At 63.9% G+C, this 22438-nt stretch carries 19 protein-coding genes and 2 tRNA genes; 5 read left to right on the top strand and 16 right to left on the bottom strand.

The annotated features are described in order from the left end of the window. Window positions 1–21: 21 nt before the first annotated feature. The 4 genes from pstA to A3736_RS12370 all read right to left on the bottom strand — a co-directional run bounded on the left by pstA (window position 22) and on the right by A3736_RS12370 (window position 5088). Entirely contained in the window at window positions 22–1308 is a 1287-nt protein-coding gene (gene pstA, locus A3736_RS12355; protein WP_067683408.1) for a phosphate ABC transporter permease PstA, read from the bottom strand. Further along, on the bottom strand, window positions 1301–2686 hold the full coding sequence (gene pstC / locus A3736_RS12360; RefSeq protein ID WP_067683410.1) for a phosphate ABC transporter permease subunit PstC: 1386 nt from the start codon (window positions 2684–2686) through the stop codon (window positions 1301–1303). Before pstC ends, pstA begins: the two co-directional genes overlap by 8 nt. Window positions 2687–2728: 42 nt before the next feature. Further along, window positions 2729–3775, bottom strand: a complete 1047-nt coding sequence (locus A3736_RS12365; RefSeq protein WP_067683411.1) for a substrate-binding domain-containing protein — start codon at window positions 3773–3775, stop codon at window positions 2729–2731. A gap of 119 nt (window positions 3776–3894) precedes the next feature. Further along, window positions 3895–5088 carry a cell wall metabolism sensor histidine kinase WalK gene (locus A3736_RS12370; RefSeq protein WP_082851473.1) on the bottom strand — a complete coding sequence of 398 codons (1194 nt, stop codon included), beginning with the start codon at window positions 5086–5088 and terminating at the stop codon, window positions 3895–3897. A 142-nt stretch (window positions 5089–5230) separates the two neighbouring features. On the opposite strand from A3736_RS12370, the gene A3736_RS12375 reads away from it, so the two are divergent. Beyond that, a complete protein-coding gene (locus A3736_RS12375; protein ID WP_067683412.1) occupies window positions 5231–6511 on the top strand; it encodes an Nramp family divalent metal transporter in 1281 nt (426 codons plus the stop codon). A 15-nt stretch (window positions 6512–6526) separates the two neighbouring features. On the opposite strand, the gene A3736_RS12380 is transcribed toward A3736_RS12375, so the two are convergent. From A3736_RS12380 to recJ, 3 genes are all read right to left on the bottom strand, one after another. Next, window positions 6527–6601, bottom strand: a tRNA-Glu gene (locus A3736_RS12380). A gap of 76 nt (window positions 6602–6677) precedes the next feature. Beyond that, window positions 6678–6752 (bottom strand) — tRNA-Glu (locus A3736_RS12385). A gap of 101 nt (window positions 6753–6853) precedes the next feature. Further along, window positions 6854–8644 carry a single-stranded-DNA-specific exonuclease RecJ gene (gene recJ, locus A3736_RS12390; RefSeq protein ID WP_067683413.1) on the bottom strand — a complete coding sequence of 597 codons (1791 nt, stop codon included), beginning with the start codon at window positions 8642–8644 and terminating at the stop codon, window positions 6854–6856. Between the two features lie 82 nt (window positions 8645–8726). On the opposite strand from recJ, the gene A3736_RS12395 reads away from it, so the two are divergent. After that, window positions 8727–9212, top strand: a complete 486-nt coding sequence (locus tag A3736_RS12395; RefSeq protein ID WP_067683414.1) for a flavodoxin family protein — start codon at window positions 8727–8729, stop codon at window positions 9210–9212. Here the strand turns inward: A3736_RS12395 and A3736_RS12400 are convergent. After that, the gene (locus A3736_RS12400) at window positions 9209–10177 is read right to left on the bottom strand and encodes a nitronate monooxygenase family protein (RefSeq protein ID WP_067683416.1); all 969 of its coding nucleotides are present in this window, start codon (window positions 10175–10177) and stop codon (window positions 9209–9211) included. The two genes, A3736_RS12395 and A3736_RS12400, sit on opposite strands and share 4 nt — an antisense overlap. A 67-nt stretch (window positions 10178–10244) precedes the next feature. Further along, entirely contained in the window at window positions 10245–11324 is a 1080-nt protein-coding gene (locus A3736_RS12405) for an amidohydrolase (RefSeq protein ID WP_067683417.1), read from the bottom strand. A gap of 131 nt (window positions 11325–11455) precedes the next feature. Here A3736_RS12405 and A3736_RS12410 point away from each other — a divergent pair, with 131 nt between their 5' ends. Further along, window positions 11456–13297, top strand: coding sequence for a sensor domain-containing diguanylate cyclase (locus A3736_RS12410; protein WP_067683418.1), 1842 nt, complete (start codon window positions 11456–11458; stop codon window positions 13295–13297). Here A3736_RS12410 and leuA read toward each other — a convergent pair. From leuA to miaA, 7 genes are all read right to left on the bottom strand, one after another. Next, window positions 13294–14979 carry a 2-isopropylmalate synthase gene (leuA, locus tag A3736_RS12415; protein WP_067683419.1) on the bottom strand — a complete coding sequence of 562 codons (1686 nt, stop codon included), beginning with the start codon at window positions 14977–14979 and terminating at the stop codon, window positions 13294–13296. The two genes, A3736_RS12410 and leuA, sit on opposite strands and share 4 nt — an antisense overlap. Before the next feature lie 208 nt (window positions 14980–15187). Beyond that, window positions 15188–15838: a YceI family protein gene (locus A3736_RS12420; protein ID WP_067683421.1), complete on the bottom strand. Its 651-nt coding sequence runs from the start codon at window positions 15836–15838 to the stop codon at window positions 15188–15190. Window positions 15839–15913: 75 nt separating this feature from the next. Continuing rightward, a complete protein-coding gene (ilvC, locus tag A3736_RS12425; protein ID WP_067683423.1) occupies window positions 15914–16951 on the bottom strand; it encodes a ketol-acid reductoisomerase in 1038 nt (345 codons plus the stop codon). A gap of 14 nt (window positions 16952–16965) precedes the next feature. Next, entirely contained in the window at window positions 16966–17493 is a 528-nt protein-coding gene (gene ilvN, locus A3736_RS12430; protein WP_067683425.1) for an acetolactate synthase small subunit, read from the bottom strand. Beyond that, window positions 17490–17783 carry a hypothetical protein gene (locus tag A3736_RS12435; RefSeq protein ID WP_067683426.1) on the bottom strand — a complete coding sequence of 98 codons (294 nt, stop codon included), beginning with the start codon at window positions 17781–17783 and terminating at the stop codon, window positions 17490–17492. Before A3736_RS12435 ends, ilvN begins: the two co-directional genes overlap by 4 nt. 19 nt (window positions 17784–17802) lie before the next feature. Further along, window positions 17803–19572: a biosynthetic-type acetolactate synthase large subunit gene (ilvB, locus tag A3736_RS12440; protein WP_233999377.1), complete on the bottom strand. Its 1770-nt coding sequence runs from the start codon at window positions 19570–19572 to the stop codon at window positions 17803–17805. Between the two features lie 99 nt (window positions 19573–19671). Continuing rightward, a complete protein-coding gene (gene miaA, locus A3736_RS12445; protein ID WP_067683450.1) occupies window positions 19672–20637 on the bottom strand; it encodes a tRNA (adenosine(37)-N6)-dimethylallyltransferase MiaA in 966 nt (321 codons plus the stop codon). Here miaA and serB point away from each other — a divergent pair. Further along, a complete protein-coding gene (gene serB / locus A3736_RS12450) occupies window positions 20630–21526 on the top strand; it encodes a phosphoserine phosphatase SerB (RefSeq protein ID WP_067683428.1) in 897 nt (298 codons plus the stop codon). The genes miaA and serB overlap by 8 nt on opposite strands. Before the next feature lie 77 nt (window positions 21527–21603). Beyond that, window positions 21604–22437: a Coq4 family protein gene (locus A3736_RS12455; protein ID WP_067683430.1), complete on the top strand. Its 834-nt coding sequence runs from the start codon at window positions 21604–21606 to the stop codon at window positions 22435–22437. Window position 22438: the final 1 nt, after the last annotated feature.

Below are 22438 nucleotides of genomic sequence, written 5' to 3' on the forward strand. Positions count from 1 at the left end.
CCAGATTATCGTGAACTACAGTCACCAGCGTTTCTCGAATTTGTTGCGCAGATAGATGGCAAGGCCGTTCATCACGAGGAGGAACAGCAAGAGGACGATGATCGCCGCGCTGGTCCGTTCCACGAAACCGCGATCGATCTCGTCCGACCACAGGAAGATCTGGACCGGCAGGACGGTGGCGGGCGATGTCAGCCCGTCGGGCGGCGTGGCGACGAAGGCGCGCATGCCGATCATCAGCAGCGGCGCGGTTTCGCCCAGCGCGCGGGCCATGCCGATGATGGTTCCGGTGAGGATGCCGGGAAGGGCGAGCGGGAGGACGTGGTGGAACACGACCTGGACGGGCGAGGCGCCGACCGCCAGTGCCCCGTCGCGGATCGAGGGCGGGACCGATTTGATGGCATTGCGCCCGGCGATCACGATCACCGGCATGGTCATCAGCGCCAGCGTCATGCCGCCGATCAGAGGCGCGGAGCGCAAATTCGGGAAGATCCACAGGAACACGGCAAGGCCGAGCAGGCCGAAGATGATCGAGGGCACGGCGGCGAGATTGTTGATCGAGACTTCGATCACGTCGGTCCAGCGGTTCTTGGGCGCGTATTCTTCGAGATAGAGCGCTGCGAGAACCCCGATCGGGAAGGCCAGGATCAAAGTCACCGCCATGGTCAGCAGCGAGCCCTTGAGCGCGCCCCAGATACCGACTTCCTGCGGATTGGTCGCGTCGGAGCGGCTGAAGAAACCGGCGTCGAAATTCTTTTCCAGCAGGCCGCGTTCGGAAAGCGAGCGTGCCAGGGCCTGCATTTCGGGCGATCCTTCGCCTTCGTAACCGGCGGAAAGGTCCGGGCTGGCGGCGAGATCGAAAGTCGTGGTGGTCCGCAGGATCGAAGGATCGGCCTGGATCGCTTCGGCCACGTCGCGCCATGCGAAAGTGCCGATCTGGGCCGCGCCCTGATCGCCCAAGGTCTCGGCGGCGAAATACTGGACGGTTGCGGGCAGCCCTTGCGCCTCCAGAGTGCGGAGGCCTTCATTGCCGGCGAGCGTGTTCGCATCGCCGCTGATCCCGGCCTCGGTGAAGTCGATCGTGACCGGCATTTCGACGCGCTGGAAGCCGCCGATGCCGTTGATGGTCATGGTCGCCAGAAGGAAGACCAGCACGGCGACCGAGAAGACGATCGCCGACAGGCCCAGCATCTTGAAACGCTGTTCTGCGGCATACCGTTTCTTCAGGCGCGCTTCGAACGCAGCCGTGCGGGTCGGCGCGCGGAGCGGGGCGTCGTCTGCGCTCGTGGTGGTGGTCACGGGATCACTCATACGCTTCGCGGAACCGCTTTACGACGCGCAGGGCGATAAAATTGAGCCCCAGCGTCACGAGGAAAAGGACGAAACCGAGCGCAAAGGCGCTCAAGGTCGCCGGATGGTCGAAACTGCCTTCGCCGGTCAGCATGGCGACGATCTGGACCGTCACCGTGGTCATGGAATCGAGCGGATTGGCGCTTAGATTGGCGGCGGTGGAGGCGGCCATGACGACGATCATCGTCTCGCCGATTGCGCGGCTCACCGCCAGCATCACGCCCGCCACGATGCCGGGCAGGGCGGCGGGGATCATGACCTTGCGGATCGTCTCGCTGCTGGTGGCGCCCATGGCGAGGCTGCCGTCGCGCATCGCTCCGGGAACGGCGGCGATGCTGTCATCCGCCATCGAAGAAACGAAGGGGATGATCATCACACCCATCACGAGGCCCGCCGCCAGCGCGCTTTCGCTCGATGCATTGCTGACGCCCAGCGACACCGCGATATCGCGGATGCCCGGCGCAATGGTGAGGGCGGCGAAATAACCGTAGACCACGGTGGGCACACCGGCGAGCACTTCCAGAGCGGGTTTCACCCACGCACGCACGCGCGGATCGGCGTATTGGGTCAGGTAGATCGCGCTCATCAGCCCAAGGGGAATGGCCACGATCATGGCGATGATCGCGCCGATGAAGATCGTGCCCCAGAACAGCGGGATCGCGCCATAGCGATCGCCCTGCGGGTTCAGGGGATTGCTCATCGGATCGGGATTCCACTGCGTCCCGAACAGGAAATCGATCGGCGAGACCATGCCGAAGAAACGGACGGTCTCGAATACCAGGCTGGCGACGATGCCGATCGTGGTCAGGATCGCGACCAGCGACGCGAGCAGCAGGATGGTCATGACCATCTTTTCCACCCGCGTGCGGGCAGTAAAGTCGGGTCTCAGCCGCAGGAACGACCAGGCTCCGCCAAGGAACGCGATCACCAGCGTCGCGGCAAGGCCGATCCAGCTATAGAAATTCAGCGCGCTGCGGAACGGCTCGACGAGGTCGGCGGCCGCCGGATTGAACACGGCAGGCGAATTGCCGAGCGCGACGTTGCGGGCTTCGGCGAGCATGGTCTGGCGTTGCAGGCCGAAGGTAGGCAGGTCTGCCGCCGCCGGGCTGGCCAGCACCGATTGCAAAACCAGATTGGGCGACAGAATTGACCAGACCAGCGCGAACAGAACCGCCGGAATGACGATCCAGAGCGCCACGTACCAGCCGTGATAGCTGGGCAGCGCAGCCAGCCTGACGCCGGGCTGCGCACGCTTGAAGGTCCAAGCACGCGCCCGTGCCGCCAGCCAACCGGCCAGCCCCAAAGCCAGGGCAAGGAGAAGCAGGATGGAAGGAGACACGAGCGCGCGTTTCTAGTCTTTCGAGGAAGGTCCGCCGAGGACTTACTGGAAGTCTGCGGCGGTCAGGGTCGGGAATTGCGTCAGCGCCTGCGTGTTGCGCGCCATCACGTCATCCGGCGAAGCGACCAGCCCGATATCGGCAAGCGGTCCGCCACGCGACCACATTTTGCCCCATTCGGCCAGATAGGCGCGCAGGCCCGGAATGGCATCGAGATGGGCGTTCTTGACATAGACATAGAGCGGACGGGCACCGGGATAGGCGAAGCTGGAGATGTTTTCGTAGGTCGGTTCGACCCCGTTCATCGACAGGCCCTGCACCTTGTCCGCGTTTTCTTCCAGATAGCTGTAGCCGAAAACGCCCACGGCGCGCGGATTGTTCTCGATCTTCTGCACGATCAGATTGTCCTGCTCGCCCTGATCGACATAGGCGCCGTCCGAACGCACTTCGGTGCAGATGCGGGCATGCTGGTCCTCGTCGCTGTCCTTGAGCGCTTCCATTTCCGGATTGGTGTCACAGCCGACTTCGAGCACCAGCTCGGCCAGCGCGTCGCGCGTGCCGGAAGTGGAGGGCGGACCGTAGACCAGGATCGGCTCGTTCGGGAGCGAGGGATCGACATCGGACCACGTGCGATTGGTCTGCTCTTCGCCATAGGGGTTCGCGGCGAGCGCCTCGTACACGATCTTGGGCGTCAGGTTCATGGTGATCCCGCCCTGCGCCGAAGCGAAGGCGATCCCATCCAGGCCGACCTGCAATTCGGTGATCTCGGTCACGCCGTTCTGCTGGCAGGTCTCGAACTCGCTCGCTTTCATGCGGCGCGAAGCGTTGGCCATGTCCGGCTTGTCCGCGCCGACGCCGCTGCAGAACAGCTGGATGCCGCCGCCGCTGCCGGTCGCCTCGATGATGGGCGAGGGGTATTCCGGGTTGGAACGCACGAAGCTTTCCGAAACCAGCTTGGCGAAGGGGAAGACGGTGGACGAACCGACCGCACGGATCGATTCGCGCGATCCGCCGCCCCCTGCGGCATCACCGCAGGCGGAAAGGGCGAGAACGGAAAGGGCGGCAAACGCCAGGCGGCTGCTCTTGATCATGATTCGAGTTCCTTCAGGGAGTATCGTGCCGGTCCAAGAGCGAAATTGTGTTACAGGATTGCGACAACCGCGTGACTTCATCGGAGCCCTGACCGAGCAAGCCTTTGATACCGCGTGGCTCACGCTTCATCTTCGGCTTCGTTTTCGATCGGCAGCAGCACCGCAACCCGTGTCCCTTCGCCCAGAGTGCTCTCTATGTCGAGCCTTCCGCGATGGCGTTCCACGATATGTTTGACGATCGCCAGCCCCAGGCCGGTCCCTCCCGAAGCGCGGCTGCGGCCCGGATCGGTGCGATAGAACCGGCGCGTGAGATGCGGGATGTGTTCCGGTGCAATGCCTTCCCCCTGATCGGCAACGGTCAGGCGCACGCGTTTGGAACCCTGCGGCTGCAGATGGATCGAAACCGGCGTATCCTCGCCACCGTATTTCAGCGCATTATCGACGAGGTTCCGCACCAATTGTTCGAGTTGCTGGACATCGCCGCAAACAGTGAAATCCGTTTCTGTCTCTATGGCCAGGCGCGCCGTTCGTTCAGGTCCGGCTGCGTCCAGTGCCGCACGCCGCACCAAAGCGGTGAAGTCGATAGGGTCGGAAGGCAGATCGTCCTTTTCCGCCTCGATACGCGATAAGGACATCAGATCGCTGACCAGATCCTGCAGCCGCCGCCCCTCGCGCTCGATCGTGCCGAGGAATCGTTTGGCCATTGCGGGATCGAGATCGTCGGCATCGTCCTGCAAGGTTTCGACATAGCCGAGGATCGAGGCCAGCGGCGTGCGCAGTTCGTGGCTGGCATTGGCGACGAAATCGGTGTGTGCGCGCGCCGTATCGGCCTCGGCGGTGCGGTTGACGAATTCGATGACTGCCATCCCGCCTTCGAGCGTCTTGCGATTGATCCGCCAGATATCCTGCCGCCGCGCGAGCCCGCGGATGACGGCAAACCCGTCCGTGTCGCGATCGATCAGGGAGATCGCTTCGGGCTGGCGCAGGGCCATGCGCACATCCTGTTCGATGATGTGCGGGCCGAGCAGCTTGCGCGCGGCGCGGTTCGCCACGGCGACGCGGTTGCGCCGAGTCACGATGATGGGCGAATCGGAAAATTCGAACAATTCCCCCATCCGTTCGGCTGACATCGCCTCCTGCTCCACACCGGCGCTGGGCGGCGGGGCGGGGGAGCCGACCATCCACAGCGTGCCCATCCACAGGAGCGTGACGGCGAAAGCGAGCGCGACGCCGGCTCCGCTTACGATCATGACGATACCCGCTGCCAAAGCGAGACCGGCTGCGGGCCAGGGGAAGCTCGTGCGATCGCCCATACACGCGCGCCTCTAGCGAGCCGGTGCCCGCCTGACCAGCCTCGCCATGACGGCCCGGCTGGAAGCATGCTGCCGACGATAGATTGTCCACCGGCGCTCGCTTGCGCTATCGGATGCGGGAGGCCATTCGGGGGGAAAAGGTATGAGCGATGGCGAGCTGACGGATCCGCCGCCCGAGCGGGCGAGGATGTGGCGCCATATCGGCCCCGGTATCGTGGTGGCCGCGACCGGTGTGGGTGCGGGCGATCTTGTCGCGACGCTGATTGCGGGATCGCGCTTCGGCTATGCGCTGCTGTGGGCGGCGATCCTGGGCTGCGTGGTCAAGATCGCCCTGTCGGAAGGCGCGGCGCGCTACCACCTCGCCACCGGGTCCACGATTCTCGCAGGGTGGCGATCGCTGGGGCGATGGGCGGCGTGGTATTTCGGGATCTACGTCATCATCTGGGGCTTCATCTACGGAGCGACGGCGATGAGCGCGACGGCCCTGCCGCTCGCCGCGCTTTTTCCCGCCATACCCTTGCGCGCGTGGGCTATCGCAGCGGGGCTGTTCGGCTTCATCTTCGTGTTCTTCAATCGGTACGAGACGTTCGAGATCGTGATGAAGTGGCTGGTCGGCTTCATGTTCGTCATCATGGTCGGGCTGGCGATCCTGGTCGCACCGAACCTCGGCGATATGGCCGCAGGACTGACATTCGATCTGCCCGAAGGCTCGCTTTTCTACACGCTCGGCCTGATAGGCGGAGTCGGCGGCACGATCACGACGGCGGCCTATGGATATTGGACGCAGGCCAAGGGCTGGCGCGGCCTTCCATGGGTGCCGATGATGCGGACCGATAACGCGCTCGCATACATCGTCACCGGCCTGTTCGTCGTGGCCATGCTGATCGTGGGTGCGGAATTGCTGTATTCCGTCGGAATAGCGCTGGAAGACAGCGATCGCGGCCTGCTCGGCTTGTCCGAGGTGCTGTCAGAGCGGTTCGGCACGATCGTGGCGGTCCTGTTCCTGCTCGGCTTCGCGGCCACGTCGCTGTCCTCGCTATTGGGCGTGTGGCAGGGGATGAGCCTGTTTTTCTCCGACTGGTGGTATCAGCTCAAATGCGCCGCTGCGAGCGATGAGGGCGGCAGCGATGAAGGAGGCCGCGAAGGCAGCGGGGCTTACCGCTTCTATCTCGCCTGGCTGACCTTCCCGCCCATGCTGCTGCTGTTCGCCGACCGCCCGTTTCTGCTGGTGATCGTCTACGGTGCGTTCGGCGCGCTGTTCATGCCGTTTCTGGCCATCACGCTCCTGATCCTCAACAATTCGGATCGCGTCCCCGCCGCGGCGCGCAATGGCTGGCTGGCAAATGCCACGCTGGCGGGTTCGGCGCTCCTGTTCCTGGTGCTCGCGATCCAGCAGGTTGCGAACCTTGTGGGGCGGGCGTGAGGATTTGGGAGTGGGTGGTGACCCCTACGGGAATCGAACCCGTGTTTCAGCCGTGAAAGGGCCGCGTCCTAACCGCTAGACGAAGGGGCCTTGCCAGATGCGCCGATGCAATAGAGCGCGCCGATGGATAACGGTGCGCGGATCGCAAACGCAAAAACGCCACCGATGGTGACCCCTACGGGAATCGAACCCGTGTTTCAGCCGTGAAAGGGCCGCGTCCTAACCGCTAGACGAAGGGGCCAGTCCCGTTTCCGGGTCGGTGGCGTGGCCGGGCGTCTAATCGGCTCGTCCAAGCTCGTCAAGCCTTGGATCGCGGCAAATTTTCACGCGTCCGCAGGGCGCTCAATCGGCCCATGCGGCGTCTTCCAGATGCAGTTCGGCAGAGGCGCGCTGGGCCCAATCGTCGATCTTGGCGCGGCCCGCCAGCCACAGCCTGCGTCCGCGTGTGCCATGCAGCAAGGTCTGGCCCAATTCGCTGTCCGCCATCCGAAACCCGATAGCCTTGAAGCTGCGCCCGTCGTCTCCTGCGGCAACGATGCGGACATGGCCGGTGCCCACCACGTCGCATTTGACCAGCCGCACCGGGCCGACCGCGAGCCGGGGGCCGGGCCAGCCCATGCCGAACGGCCCCGCGCCTTCGAGCGTCTCGACGAGATCGGGCACCAGTCCGCCCGGCGACACGGCGAGATCGAGCACGGTGGATTGTCCGGCGCTGGCCCGCGCCACATCTTTCGCCAACCGCTCGTCGAGCCATTCGGCAAAGGCGTCGAGCCGGTCCGCCTCGATCGTCAGGCCTGCCGCCATGGCATGGCCGCCCCCTGCGACCAGCAGGCCGCTTTCGCGCGCCGCGATGATCGCTGCGCCAAGATCTACGCCCGCGATGGAGCGACCCGATCCCTTGCCCTGGCCGGTCTCCTCGTCGATCGCGATGACGAGAGCGGGCTTGCCGGTCTTTTCCTTGATCCGCCCAGCGACGATCCCGATCACGCCGGGATGCCAGCCGCGCGCCGCCACGAGAGTGACCGCGCGGTTGTGCTGCGCGGCGAGCTGTTCTTCCGCCCCTTCCTGCACGGCGGCCTCGATCGCCCGGCGTTCGTCATTGAGCTGGGAGAGTTGCGCCGCGATGGCCTGCGCTTCTTCCGGGTCCTGCGTCGTCAGCAGGCGCACGCCCAGCGTCGATTCGCCCACGCGCCCTCCGGCATTGATCCGGGGGCCGAGCGCGAAGCCCAGGTCGCTGCAGGCAGGCGCGCGCTTCAGGCGGCTCGCATCGATCAGCGCCGCCATGCCCGTGTTCGCGCGGCGCGCCATCACCTTGAGGCCCTGCGCCACGAAAGCGCGGTTCAGCCCGTGCAGCGCGGCAACGTCCGCCACCGTGCCGAGCGCCACGAGGTCGAGCAGCCCCATCAGATCGGGCTCGCTCCGGCTTTCGAAAAAACCGCGCCTGCGCAGCGTGCGAACGAGCGCGATGCCGAGCAGGAACGCCACGCCGACGGCGGCGAGATGGCCATGCCCGGCGGCAAGATCGCTTTCATCGAGGCGGTTCGGATTGACCAGCGCCAGCGCGCGCGGAAGCTCGGCTGCGCATTTGTGGTGATCGACCACGATAACGTCCACGCCGGCATCGTGTGCCTGCTGTAAGGCGTCGAATGCCATCGCCCCGCAATCGACCGTGACGACGAGGCTGCTGCCCTGTTCGCCGAGTTTCACCAGCGCCTCGCCCGAGGGGCCGTAGCCTTCGAGCAGGCGGTCCGGGATATAGTAATCCGCTTCCACGCCAAGATCGCGCAACAAGCGGATCAGCAGTGCCGCGCTCGTCGCGCCGTCGACATCGTAATCGCCATAGACGGTGATCCGCTCCCCGCTCAGCACCGCCTGAGCGAGGCGATCGGCGGCGGTGTCCATATCGTTGAATTCGGACGGGTCGGGCAGAAAATCGCGCAAGGTGGGCGTACGATTGCGCGTAAGATCGGCTTCCGCCACGCCGCGCGCCAGCAGCAGCTGGGTGACGATGTCGTGTGCCACGGTCGCGGTGCCGCCGCGCGACAAGTCCATGTTTCCGCCCCGCCAGCGCCATTTCTTGCCGGAAAGCGATCGCTCGATGCCGAGCACGGAAGGGGCAGTGTCTGTGGGCATGATGCGGATTTTAGGCGCCTTGGGGGGAACCGCAAGGGAGTGCGGATTGACAATCGACAGAGGTCAGCGATGCTGTGCCGCGATGTCGCTCGCGCCACTCCTCATTGCCTGGCACAGCCGGACCGGCGCCAGCCGCGCCATGGCCGAAGCCGCGCGCGATGGAGCGGGCGAGGCGGCGCTGTGCCTTTCCGCCGAACAGGTCGAGCCGGATCACCTGCTGGCCGCGCGCGGCTATCTGTTCGTCTGTCCCGAAAATCTCGCGGCGATGAGCGGGATGATGAAGGACATGTTCGATCGCTGCTATTATCCCGTTCTCGGTAGGTTGGAGGGGCGCGCTTATGCGACCGTCATCGCCGCGGGATCGGACGGGGAGGGGGCACAGAGACAGCTCGACCGGATCGCCAAGGGCTGGCGCCTGAAGCGGGTGGCCGATCCGATGATCGTCAATTTCGAGGCGCAAACGCCCGAGCGTATTCTGGCGGACAAGACCGTCCCCGACGAAACGCTGGCAGAGTGCCGGGCGCTGGGCGAAGGCCTGGCGGAAGGCTTGTCGGCCGGTATCTTCTAACCGATATTCGCCATCAGCGAAGCCTTCGCTTCGTCGTATTCGATGGCCAACCGCTCGACCATGTCCGCGACCGGGCCGACCGACTTGACCGTCCCGATCCCCTGGCCGGAGCCCCAGATATCCTTCCAGGCCTTGGCTTTGGTGTTGCCGCCGCTGCCGAAATTCATCTTGCTGGGATCGCTCGTCGGCAGATCGTCGGGATCCATGCCCGCCGCTTCAATGCTGGAGCGCAGATAATTGCCGTGCACGCCGGTGAAGAGGTTGGTGTAGACGATGCCCGCCGCGTCCCCATCCACGATGCCTTGCTTGTAGCCCGGATCTGCATTCGCCTCGTCGGTCGCGATCCAGGGCGATCCGATATAGGCGAAGTTCGCCCCCAGCGCCTGCGCCGCCAGGATCGAGCGGCCATGTCCGATCGAGCCGGACAGAGCGACCAGTCCGTCGAACCAGGCCCGGATTTCCTGCATCAGCGCGAAGGGGCTGAGCATGCCCGCGTGGCCGCCCGCACCTGCGGCGACCGGGATAAGGCCGTCCGCACCCTTTTCGATCGCCTTGCGCGCGAAGCGGTCGGTGATGACGTCGTGCATGGTGATCCCGCCCCAGCCGCGCACAGCGTCGAAGATCTCCTCGCGCGCGCCCAGAGAGGTGATGACCAGCGGAACCTGCCATTTGGCGCAGGTCGCCATATCGGCCTCGATCCGGTCGTTCGAACGGTGGACGATCTGATTGACGGCAAAGGGCGCGGCGGGCCGGTCGGGATTGTCGCGATTATGCGCGGACAGCTCCTCGGTGATCTGGTGCAACCACTCGTCGAGCTGGACCTGAGGCCGGGCGTTGAGCGCCGGGAAGCTGCCGACGATTCCCGCCTTGCATTGGGCGATGACCAGTTCGGGTCCGGAAACGATGAACAGCGGCGAGCCGATCACCGGCAGACGCAGCCGATCGAAGGGGGCGGGCAGGGGCATGAGCGATCTCCTCTCGCGAATTTTCCGACCGGGTTATGGTGCGCCGCCCCCCTTGTCGAGACTGCCGTTACGGAAGGTCGGACAACTCGGGCAGGGTATGTGCGATATCGTAGGTGCGCGCGGCGTTGGTGCAGAACAAGGCGCGCTTCTCCTGCGCCGATGCGCCGGAGGCGAGGCGTTTGAACGCGTTCCACAGCACCGGATAGCTCGCGCCCCAGCGATCGACCGGGTAATTGCTCTCGAACATGGCTCGCTCGGTGCCGAAGGCTTCGATGCAGGTTTCGATATAGGGCCGCCATAGATCGGCAAGCTCTTGGGATCCGCAGCCCTTCGCCGGTCCGTCCTCCGGCATGCCGCAGAACGACATGGCGAGCCCGCCGAGTTTTACAGAGACATTGGGGCATTCGGCAATCGCGCGAATGCTGGCTCGCCAGCGTTCGAACGTCTCGGGCAGGGTGCCGGCATATTTCCCCATTCCGAGCGGCGTGCCGCAATGGTCGAGCACGATGGCCTGATCCGGAAAAGCACGGGCGAGCGCTAGGACATCGCCGAGCTGGGGTTCCAGCACCCAGGCATCGAAGGTCAGGCCGAATTGCGAAAAGGCCGAAAAACCGGCGCGAAAGGCATCGGAGCCATAAAGCCCCTCGGGCGCGTGGAAGGGAGGCCCGAGCACTTCCGGGTCGGCATCCCAGGCGCCCGCGTGCCGGATGCCTTTGAAGCGTCCGTTTCCGGCGGCAATCAGCGCCTCGACCACCGGCGTGACCGCATCGCCCAGCGTGAGGTCCGCATGGCCCACGATCCCGGCACAGGGACGATACTCGCCATAAAGCCCGCTAGCACCCTGCGCCGCGACGCCGTTCACATACTCGACCTCGCCGACGGGCTTCATCGCCTGCTCGCGATCGGCGGCATAATAGGCGCCGCATTCCATGAAGACGGTCGCCAGCACGCGGTGCGAGGGTGCGTCCGGCGATCCGGCGCCGATATCCGCTCGTAACGCATCGAAATCGTAATACGCCGCCCCTGCAATCGCTTCCAGAAACGGATGCCTGGGGGTGGGAAAGGCCGGAAGCAGCGGCCGCAAGTCCCACAGATGGTGATGAGGATCGACGATCGGCAAGTCGGGCTCGAGTATCGTTTCGGTCATGGTCCAGTCTCTCCCTTGTCGATCGATGTTTGTAACACCTGAAATTAATTTGATGCCTCTACGTATTTTGCCGATTATGGCTTATTTCAGAATTTCGCGGTAGGGGCGCGGGCGTAGGCGGGGGTAATTACATGAGACGGGATGTTCGAAGTATTCTCGGCTACGCCGCCGCGTTCTTCGCGGCGACGGCGGCTGCGATCTTCTGGACCCGTTACAGTGGCGGTCTGGCGTTGTTCTGGCCCGGTACTGCGATCGCTGCCACCCTTTTCCTGAGTCTGCCCTATCGTTTATGGGCGATGCCCGCCGTAATCGTGCTTGTTCTCAGCACCATCGCGACCGCAGTCTTCGGGTTCGGCCCAGGCCCGGCTATCCCGCTCGCCTTCGTGAATATCGGCGAAGCTGCCCTCACAGCGTTTCTCCTTCGCAAAGTTCGGCCGCAGGGCGATTATATAACCAGCGGGTCGGGTTTCTCCGCGCTGATCGCGTTTGCAGGGCTCGCCGCGCCGATAGCGATGTCTCTGCCCGGCGGCTTCATCGCCTGGCACGCCGTGGGAGGCACGTGGCTCTCTCACGCAGGTGCATGGATTGTCGGCCATGGCCTGGGCGCTATGCTAGTGATGCCGCTAGTCCTCTTGCTCGCTGCGGATACCAAGACCGACGGCACCACGGATAAATCCTTCAGCCCCTTTACTAAGAGAAGCGCGGAATTCGTCGCCGTCATGGCACTGATAGCGGCGATCTCCGCGGCCACGATTTTCCAGACCAGTTATCCGCTCTTGTTTCTTCCGATCGTTCCGGTGGTGCTGGCAAGCTATCGCTTCGGCCGGATGGGGGCTGCTGTCGGCGTGCTAGTCGTGACCGTGGCCGCCGCAATTTCGCTGGCGATCGATGTCGGCCATTTCGCAGCTCTCAACCTGACGATTGCCGGCAAGGCGCTGTTCCTGCAATTCTATCTTGCGGTCCTGTTGCTGATCGCTCTGCCGCTCGCGATCGCGCTCGATCAGCGCGAGCGGCTGGTCAACGATATCGTGCAGCGCGAAGCGCTCCAGCGGCTGATTTCCGATCATTCGGACGATGCGCTGCTGCACCTCGATCGCAACGGCTTGATCCGCTTCGCGTCTCCCGCTTCCAAGGAATTGAGCGGGCTCGACGATCTCGACGGGAAACCGATCAGCGCGTTTTTCGGCGCCTTCGATCGGGAGGTGATCGACGAAGCGCTCTCCGACGCACGTACGGCGCCTGGCACCACGCGCATTATTGAACGATCAGTGACGCGCGGCCACGCAACCTTGTGGCTGGAGGCGAAGATTCGTTCGGTCTATTCCGCAGGAGCGGTCGGCTCTTTCGTGGTCACGATCCGCGATGTGACTGCTCGCAAGCTCGACGAATTGCAGGCCACGCGCGAAGCGCGCACCGACGCGCTTACCGGCCTGCCGAACCGCCGCGCCTTTCTCGATGTGTTGGAAGACCAATTGGCTCACGCGCACGAAGCTCCTTTTGCACTGGCTCTCATCGATCTCGATCATTTCAAGCGCGTCAACGATACCTACGGCCACGACACCGGCGATGTCGTACTCAAGAAGATCGCGGGACTGATGCGCGAACATACGACCCGCCGGTGCTTCTTTGCGCGGCTGGGCGGGGAAGAATTCGGCATGATCGTCATGCGCGATGCCGTGAAAGACGCGCCCGAAATCTGCGAACATCTCCGCCAGGCAATCGCCGACAAGCGCATCGCCGATCAGGATGGGCGCGCCTTCAGCGTGACGGCGAGCATCGGCGTTGCGCGGATTGCCGAAACTTGCAGCCCGTCCATGGCGATGAATTCGGCGGACGGGCCACTTTATGCTGCCAAGGCAGCCGGACGAAACATGGTCCGGCTCGCGCAGCGCGAAGGGCATTGGACGAATACCGATAGCACAGCTTCGCTCACCCGGCCCGAGCGGCAGGAACTCGGCGTGGCGGCACGCTAAACCGCCAGCGACACCGCGCTGTTTGCAGCGCTCAGAACGGCGCGCACGCCTGCCGTGGCGACATCTTCGTCGATCCCGCAACCCCACAAGGTCAGTCCATCCGGCGTGCGGCATTCAAGATAAGCCGCAGCCCTGCTGTCGCGCCCGGTCGTCAGCGCATGCTCGACATAATCGACGATTTCCAGTTGCAGGCCGAACGCATCTTCCAGCGTGCTCAGGACGCTCGAAATCAGGCCGTTGCCGCGACCGCTCACGCTCTGGCGCTCCCCTTCCACTTCGATCGTGCCGCTGAATAGGCGGGTGCCATCGGTGGCACGCCGTTCCTCGTAATCGACGAGCTGGAAGTGCTTGTTCGCGGTCTTCACGTGATACGCTTCGCGGAAGGCCTGCCAGATATCGCCAGCGTTCAATTCGCGCCCGAGGCCATCGGCCATGCGCTGGACATGGGGGCTGAAATCGGCCTGCATTTTCTTGGGCAGTTTTAGGCCCTGATCCTGTTCCAGCACCCAGGCGAAGCCGCCCTTGCCGCTCTGCGAATTGACGCGGATGACCGCTTCGTAGCTGCGGCCCAGATCGGCGGGGTCAATCGGGAGGTAGGGCACGCGCCAGCGCTCGTCGTTCTGGCCTGCGCGGGCGCCGAAGCCTTTCTTGATGGCGTCCTGATGGCTGCCCGAAAACGCGGTATACACCAGCTCGCCGCCATAGGGATGGCGCGCGTGGACCGGCAATTCGTTGCAATATTCGACCGTGCGGATCACCCTGTCGATGTCCGAGAAATCGAGCGCGGGATCGACGCCCTGCGTGTACATGTTGAGCGCCATCGTGACGAGGCAGCAATTGCCCGTCCGCTCGCCGTTTCCGAACAGACAGCCCTCGACCCGGTCGGCTCCGGCCATCAGCGCCAGTTCGGCTGCCGCGACGCCGGTTCCGCGATCGTTATGGGTGTGCAGCGAAATGACCGCACTGTCGCGATTGGGCAGGTTGCGGATGAAATATTCGACCTGATCGGCGTAGATATTGGGTGTCGCCGCCTCCACTGTGGCGGGCAGGTTCAGGATGATCGGATGCTTGGGTGTGGGGGCGAGCACGTCCATCACTGCCTCGCAGACCTCCAGGCTGAAATCCAGTTCGGCGGTCGAAAACGTTTCGGGACTGTACTGAAAATGCCAGTCCGTATCGGGCCGCGCGCCCGCTTCGTCGCGCATGACTTTTGCGCCTGCGACAGCGATGTCGCGCACCTGATCGCGGCTCATGCCGAAGACGATTTCACGCCAGGCCGGACTGACAGCGTTGTAGAGATGGACGATCGCCGCGCGCGCACCGTCGAGGCTGGCAAAGCTGGTGCGGATCAGATCGGCGCGACTCTGCGTGAGGACCTGGACGATCACATCGTCGGGAATGCGACCCGACTGCACCAGCCCTGCAATGAAGTCGAACTCGGTCGCACCGGCACTGGGAAAGCCGACCTCGATTTCCTTAACGCCTATCTCGACCAGCAGATCGAAGAAACGATTCTTCTTATGCGCGTCCATCGGATCGACGATGGCCTGATTGCCGTCGCGAAGGTCGGTGGAAAGCCAGCGGGGCGGGGTGGTGATGGTGCGCGTCGGCCACTGGCGGTCGGGCAGGTCGATCTGGGGGAAGGGCGCGTATTTCGCGCTGGGATCGCGGAGCATGGGCATCGGATTACTCGGTCTGTCGAAAGGAACGCGGTGTCGGAAACCCTTGGGCGATCCGCGCGCCTATCGGGCACGCCGGGTCACGCCCAAGGGCGCATAAGTCGTAGATCGAGCAGAAGCGAAGCCATGGAGCCTGCATCGCGCATCGATGCGCGCGATGCAAGCCCAAGAGATCGAAAACTGTTAGATAATTGCCGGGTCAGCGCCGGTATCATTGCTTTTCGAATGCAGCGGTGATTTCCAGCGTCACGTCGTCGCCCACCATCGGCAGCGCGTAATCGATCCCGAAATCGGAGCGCTGGATTGTCGTGCGCCCTTCGAAGCCGATCGTGGCCCGCTCGTTCATCGGATTGGTCCCGGCACCGGTGAAGCGGACATAGAGATCGACCGGGCGCGTGACGCCGTTCATGGTCAGATAGCCGCTGACATCGGCGGTAACGCCGCCCGGCCCCACTTCGACCGATCGCGACACGAAGCGGGCCGGTTCCGGCTCGGGGCCGAAGAAATCGGGTTCCGCGCCGTCCTTGCCCGGTCGCAGCAAATGGTCGCGCAAGCCATCGCTCACCACTGCGACGCTCGTGATCGGAACGGTCACATCGACCATCGCCTCCGACGGATTGGCCGGATCGATGGTGAGCGTGCCTTCGACATCGCCGAACAGGCCGAAATAATCGTTGAAGCCGAAATGATCGACGCTCCACGCAACCAGGCTGTGCGAACCGTCGGCGACATAAGTGCCGCCCGCAACGCGCGAGACATCCACCAGGCCGGGCTTGGACGGCGGCGAGGGTTGCGCTTCGAGCGCGGCAACGCCGCCGACACCGAGAGCGAGGGCGGATAAGGCGAGAGCGATAGGCTTCATAACAAACTCCTGAATGCGAAAAATTCGGCGTGGACGGGACCTAGCGCGAACCGGTCCCGTCCTCAAATCCCCCGCTCAGTTCTTTTCCTTGTCCACCAGCTTGTTGGCGCCGATCCAGGGCATCATGGCGCGCAATTGGGCACCGGTCTTCTCGATCGGGTGGGCGGCGGCAGCCTTGCGGCTTGCCTTCAGTTCGGGCTGGCCCGCCTGATTGTCGAGCACGAAATCCTTCACGAAACGGCCGGACTGGATGTCCTTCAGCACGCGCTTCATTTCCGCCTTCGTTTCATCGGTGATGATGCGCGGGCCGGTCTTGATGTCGCCATATTCGGCGGTGTTCGAGATCGAATAGCGCATATTCGCGATGCCACCTTCATAAAGCAGATCCACGATCAGCTTGGTTTCGTGGAGGCATTCGAAATAGGCCATTTCCGGCGCATATCCGGCTTCGACCAAAGTCTCGAACCCGGCCTGGATCAGATGGGTCACGCCGCCGCACAGCACTGCCTGTTCGCCGAAGAGGTCGGTCTCGCACTCTTCCTTGAAATCGGTCTCGATAATGCCCGAGCGTCCGCCGCCGACCGCGCTCGCATAGGAGAGGGCCAGCTGCTTGGCGAAGCCGTTGCCGCCGTCTCCCTCGCCGCTTTCCTGGTGAACGGCGATCAGGCACGGCACGCCGCCGCCCTTCAGATATTCGCCGCGCACGGTGTGGCCGGGGCCCTTGGGCGCGATCATGATGACGTCCACATTGGCGGGCGGATCGATCAGGCCGAAATGGATGTTGAGGCCATGTGCAAAGGCGAGCGCAGTGCCGGGGCGCATCTTGCCCGCGACCTCGTTCGCATAGATCGCCGCCTGGTGCTCGTCCGGGGCCAGGATCATCAGCACGTCGGCCCATTCGGCCGCTTCCGAGACAGTCTTGACCGTGAAGCCCGCATCTTCGGCCTTCCTGACCGTGGCCGATCCTTCGCGAAGCGCGATCACGACTTCGCCGACGCCGCTGTCGCGCAGGTTCTGGGCGTGGGCGTGGCCCTGGCTGCCATAGCCGACGATCGCGACCTTGCGGTCCTTGATCAGCTGCTGGTCGCAATCGGAATCGTAATAGATCTGCATGGTATCCCTTTTTCTCAGATTTTGTCCGCGCCGCGCATCATGCCGACGATGCCCGAACGCCCGACTTCGACGAGGCCGAGTTCGCGCATCAGGGCGATGAAGCTGGCGACCTTGTCCGGCGATCCGGTCAATTCGAAGACGAAGCTGGCCGTGGTGGTGTCGACGACATTCGCGCGAAACAGTTCGGCGATCCGCAAGACTTCGACGCGCATTTCGCCTTTGCCGACGACCTTGATCAGCGCCAACTCGCGTTCGACATGCGGGCCTTCCTCGGTGAGGTCGATCACCTTGTGAACAGGCACCAGCCGTTCGAGCTGGGCGCGGATCTGATCGATCACCTGCGGCGGGCCGCCGGTGACGATCGTGATCCGGCTGATCGCGTGATCTTCCGAGATGTCGGCCACGGTCAGGCTGTCGATGTTATAGCCGCGCGCCGTGAACAGCCCCGCGATCTTGGCGAGGATGCCCGCTTCGTTATCGACCACGACTGTGAGGACGTGGCGTTCATAACTCTTGGCATGATTTTGGGCAGGATCGCTCATTCGGCGGTTCCTTCCCAGACGGGTTCGAACATGCGGCCCTCGCCATCGTAATCGCGCAGGAAATCGCGACCGCGGCGGACCGCCTCGAAATTATCGGTCTGGCGGCTGAGGTCGAGATTGTCGGCCAGTAGCGTCCAGGTTTCGTCGTCGCCCTTTTCCGCCAGCTCGATACCGAGGAAGCGCTGACCGCTATCCTCGATCCAGTCGAGCAGGCGTTCGGCATCCTGCCGATCGAACCATACGCGGCGTTCGGCGCGCGCTTCGAATTGCGGAGGAATTTTCGCGTGCATGCCCATTATTCGTCCTCCTTCACACCAGCGCCTTGGCTTTGTCGTCGATCGAGCCCGCCACGCTGTCGCCATACATCAGCATGTCGGTATGCGCCGCGCCGCTGGGGATCATCGGCAGGCAGTTGGCATCCTTCGACACATGGCAATCGACGATCACCGGCCCATCATGCGCCAGCATCGCTTCGATCCCGGCGTCGAGCTGGCTCTCGTCCTCGATCCGGATGCCCTTCCAGCCATACGCTTCGGCCAGCGCGACAAAATCGGGCAGGCTGTCGGAATAGCTGTTGGAATAGCGGCTTTCATAGGTCAGCTCCTGCCATTGGCGGACCATGCCCATATATTCGTTGTTGAGGATGAAGATCTTGACCGGCAGGCGATACTGGCTGGCCGTGCCGAGCTCCTGAATGTTCATCTGGATGCTCGCTTCGCCCGCAATATCGATGACGAGTGCGTCCGGATTGCCGAGCTGGGCGCCGATCGCGGCGGGCAGGCCGTAACCCATCGTGCCGAGGCCGCCGCTCGTCAGCCATTTGTTCGGCCCCATGAAGCCGAAATACTGCGCCGCCCACATCTGATGCTGGCCGACTTCGGTGGTGATGATCGGATCGGAATCGCGGGTGAGGGCGAACAGCCGCTCGATGCTCTTTTGCGGCATGATCGCGTCCTTGCCAGCCGGATAGGCGAGACATTTGCGCGCCCGCCAGCCTGCGATGCGTGCCTGCCATTCCGACAGATCGCGGGCCGCGCGATCGCCCCAGGCGGAGACCAATTGTTCCAGCACCTGCGCGCAATCGCCCACGATGCCCAGATCGACCGGCACGACCTTGTTGATGCTGGCCCGGTCGATATCGATGTGGATCTTCTTCGCCTGCGGAGCGAACGCGTCGAGCCGCCCGGTCACCCGGTCGTCGAACCGCGATCCGATCGCCACGATCAGGTCTGACCGGTTCATGGCCATATTGGCTTCGTAGGTGCCGTGCATGCCGAGCATGCCGAGCCAATCCTCGTGGTCGGCGGAAAAGGCGCCGAGGCCCATCAGCGTGCTGGTAACGGGCGCGCCCGTCAGGCGCTGCAATTCGCGCAGCAATTTGCTGGCGCGCGGCCCGGCATTGATGACGCCGCCGCCGGTATAGAAGACCGGCCGCTCCGCCGCCGCCAGCATTTCGACCGCGCGGGCGATCTCGTCCGAAGCGGCGGATGTCCGCGGTTGGTAGCGATGCGAGGCGAGGGGCGTGCTTTCCGCTTCGTCCACCAGAGCGATCTGGATGTCCTTGGGAATGTCGACCAGCACCGGCCCCGGTCGCCCGGTGGTCGCGATACGAAACGCTTCTTCGATGGTCGCAGCCAGCTTGGTGGGATCGTTCACCAGATAATTGTGCTTGGTGCAGTGCCGCGTGATGCCGACCGTGTCGGCCTCCTGAAACGCATCGGTCCCGATCAAACCAGTGGGCACCTGCCCGGTGATGACCACCATCGGGATCGAATCCATCCACGCATCGGCGATACCGGTCACCGCATTGGTCGCACCGGGGCCGCTGGTGACGAGGACGACGCCCGGCTTGCCGGTGGAGCGGGCATAGCCTTCCGCCGCATGCGCCGCGCCGGCTTCGTGCCGCACGAGGATATGGCGCAGGCCGCCTTCGCGCTGATCTTCGCTGAACAGCTCGTCATAGATCGGCAGCACCGCGCCGCCGGGATAGCCGAATACGAATTCGACGCCCTGCTGCACCAGCGTATCGATCAGGATTCGCGCGCCACTGCGCTGCTCCGACACGGTAATCTCCTTCATTGGCTCGGCCTGCGAGAAACGGAAAGCAAATCGGCCCGGTGCGGGGGGTTAGCGCACCGGGCCGATCTGACAGAGACATGGTTTCTTGAAGCGACGATGTCAACGCTTGTTTTGAAATAAAGCTTCAAAAAAATTGTCGAGCGGGAATGTTTTGTTTCCCGATCGAGGCCATTGGCTTGGCGATTGATTGCGAAACCACGTGAATTGCCGCTTGGCGTATTGCCGCGTGGCGGTCGCCCCCAGCGTTTGCGCATCGTTTCGCGACAGCTCTCCGCGCAGCATCGCGGCGATTTCCGGCACGCCTATGGCGCGCATGACCGGCAAGGCGGGATCGAGGTCTCGTTCGAGCAGCGCCCGCACTTCATCGACGGCGCCGCCGTCCAGCATCTGGGAAAAGCGCCGGTCGCAGCGTTCGAACAGCTTCTCGCGATCGGGGAGGAGGACCAGGGGATGGAGCGCTATTCGCTCTGCGATCCCGCCGGATTTGTCCGCCTGCCAGTCCAGCATGCTCCGCCCGGTCGAGCGCACGACTTCGAGCGCGCGCGCGATTCGCTGGCTGTCCGCCGGAGCGAGCTGTGCCGCCCGTGCCGGGTCTTCGGCTTGCAGGGCAGTATAGGCCTCGTCGGTCGGCAGAGCGCGCACGCTGTCGCGGATGGCGGGATCGATCGGCGGGATCGCCGCGATCCCTTCGAGAAGAACCTTCATATAGAGGCCCGTTCCCCCGCACAGGATCGGCACTGCGCCCTCGCTATGGAGCGCATCGATCTCGCGCTTGGCGGCGGCGGCCCAATCGGGGGCGGAGCAGGGCGTCGCGCCGTCCCAACTGCCGAACAGGCGGTGCTCAATCCCGCCCATGTCCTCTTCGCTCGGCCGGGCGCTCAGGACGCGCAGATCGGCATAGACCTGTGCGCTGTCGGCATTGACGACGACGGCGCGGCGTCCATCGGCCTCGATCCTTTGCGCCAGCCGGACGGCCAGATCGCTCTTGCCGCTGGCGGTCGGCCCTGCGATGAGCGCGACCGGTTTGCCGGATACGGCGTTTTCAAGGGGTTCAGGCGTGATCATCGCCCGGTTGATAGCAGATCAGGCCAGCATCGGTAGCGAGCTCGAAACGCGTCTGGAACGCGCCAGCGACGCGCTTGCAAAGGCGGGAACGCCGGTGGCGCTGGCCGGGATGCTCGATTTTTCCGGTGACGTGCTGCAGATCTCGCTGGCCGAGGGGCAACCCGTCGCGGTCGCCGATATCCTGAGCGACCATTTCGGCGGCTGCGACCTGCTGGTGGCGGATCACGAAATCGAGATGCCGCGCCTGTTCGTGTCCGACATGGATTCGACCATGATCGGCCAGGAATGCATCGACGAGCTGGCCGATTTCGCCGGGCTTAAGGAGAAGGTCTCCGCCATTACCGAACGGGCCATGCGCGGCGAGATCGATTTTTCCAGCGCGCTGGCCGAGCGAGTCGCACTTCTGGAAGGGCTGGAAGAAAGCGCGATCGAGCGCTGCCTTGCCGAGCGGATCGCGCCGGTCGCAGGCGCTCGCACGCTCGTTGCGACTCTGAAGTCGAAAGGCTGCCGCAGCGTGCTCGTCACCGGGGGCTTCCACCATTTCGCCGATCCGGTGGCGGAGAGGATCGGGTTCGAACGCGTGGTCGGCAATCGCCTCGCGGTGGCGGACGGGAAACTGACCGGCGCGCTGGACGGAGCGATCAGCGATTCGGCGACCAAGCGCCGCGTGCTCGAAGAGGAGCTGGCGCTGCTCGGCGAGGGCGCCCGCGTGTTGGCGAGCGGCGACGGGGCGAACGACATCCCGATGCTGGAGGCGGCCGATTACGGTTTCGCCTATCGCGCCAAGCCCAAGGCGCGCGCTGCGGCGAACGGGCGCATCGAAAGCGAGGATCTCACCGCGATCCTGAAATTGCTCGGCATTCCGCAAAGCGAGTGGGTCGAAGGCTGACGGCCATCTTGAAGGGCGTTTACGCGATGCTTACACTAATGTAAGTAAGCCGATAGCCCACTTCACGAGGTTGAGCCATGACCGAACAGACCCACATTCAGTCCGATCTCGAAGCCGCTCCCGACGGCACGCTGCTGCGCGATCCGCGCAGGCCCGAACCCCGTTATTCCCTTACCAAGGCCTATGGCCATTTCCGCGACCTGCTGGAGGACAAGGAAGAAACCAGCCACGTCTTCAAGATATTCGAATCGCTCCCTTCGAAGCATTTTCCCGGGCGGGTGCGCCGACTGACCTTGAGCGAGGAGGGGGAGCGTCTGCGCAAGTCGGAACCGTTCCTGCCCACGATCCTCGACGATCATGAAACTCTGCGCAAACTGCCTGAGGGATCGGTCGCCCATGCCTATTGCGATTTCATGGAAAGCGAAGGCCTGACGGCAGCTGGCCTGGTTGCCGAAGCGGACAAATTGGGCCGCCCGAAATATGGCGATCTTACCGAATGGTTCGCCTTCCGATCGCGCGACATTCACGATCTGATGCATGTGCTGACCGGATACGGGCGCGACGCGCTTGGCGAACAATGCGTGCTGCTATTCACTTATGGCCAGCAACCGAGCCACGGGCATCTGCTGATCGGCTATGCCGGGGCGATCAATATCCGCACCATGACGAAGGGCAGCAAGGCGCCGGTGATGCGCGCCGTGCGCCAGGCCCGCCGCACGGGGAATGCCTGCCCGCCGCTGGTCGATCTGCCGATCCAGGAATTGCTGGCGACCCAGTTGAGCGACGCGCGCGAATTGCTGCGTATTCCCGAACCGCACTGGTATCGCGAATGTCATCGCATCTGGCGTGAAGAGGGTCTGGATCCCTACGATCTGCTCGGCAAGGATGCGGCAGTCGCCAAGGCGGCTTAAA

Origin of the sequence: Erythrobacter sp. HI0063 (genome assembly GCF_001635685.1) — a bacterium.
In the GTDB taxonomy this organism is placed as follows: Bacteria; Pseudomonadota; Alphaproteobacteria; order Sphingomonadales; family Sphingomonadaceae; genus Qipengyuania.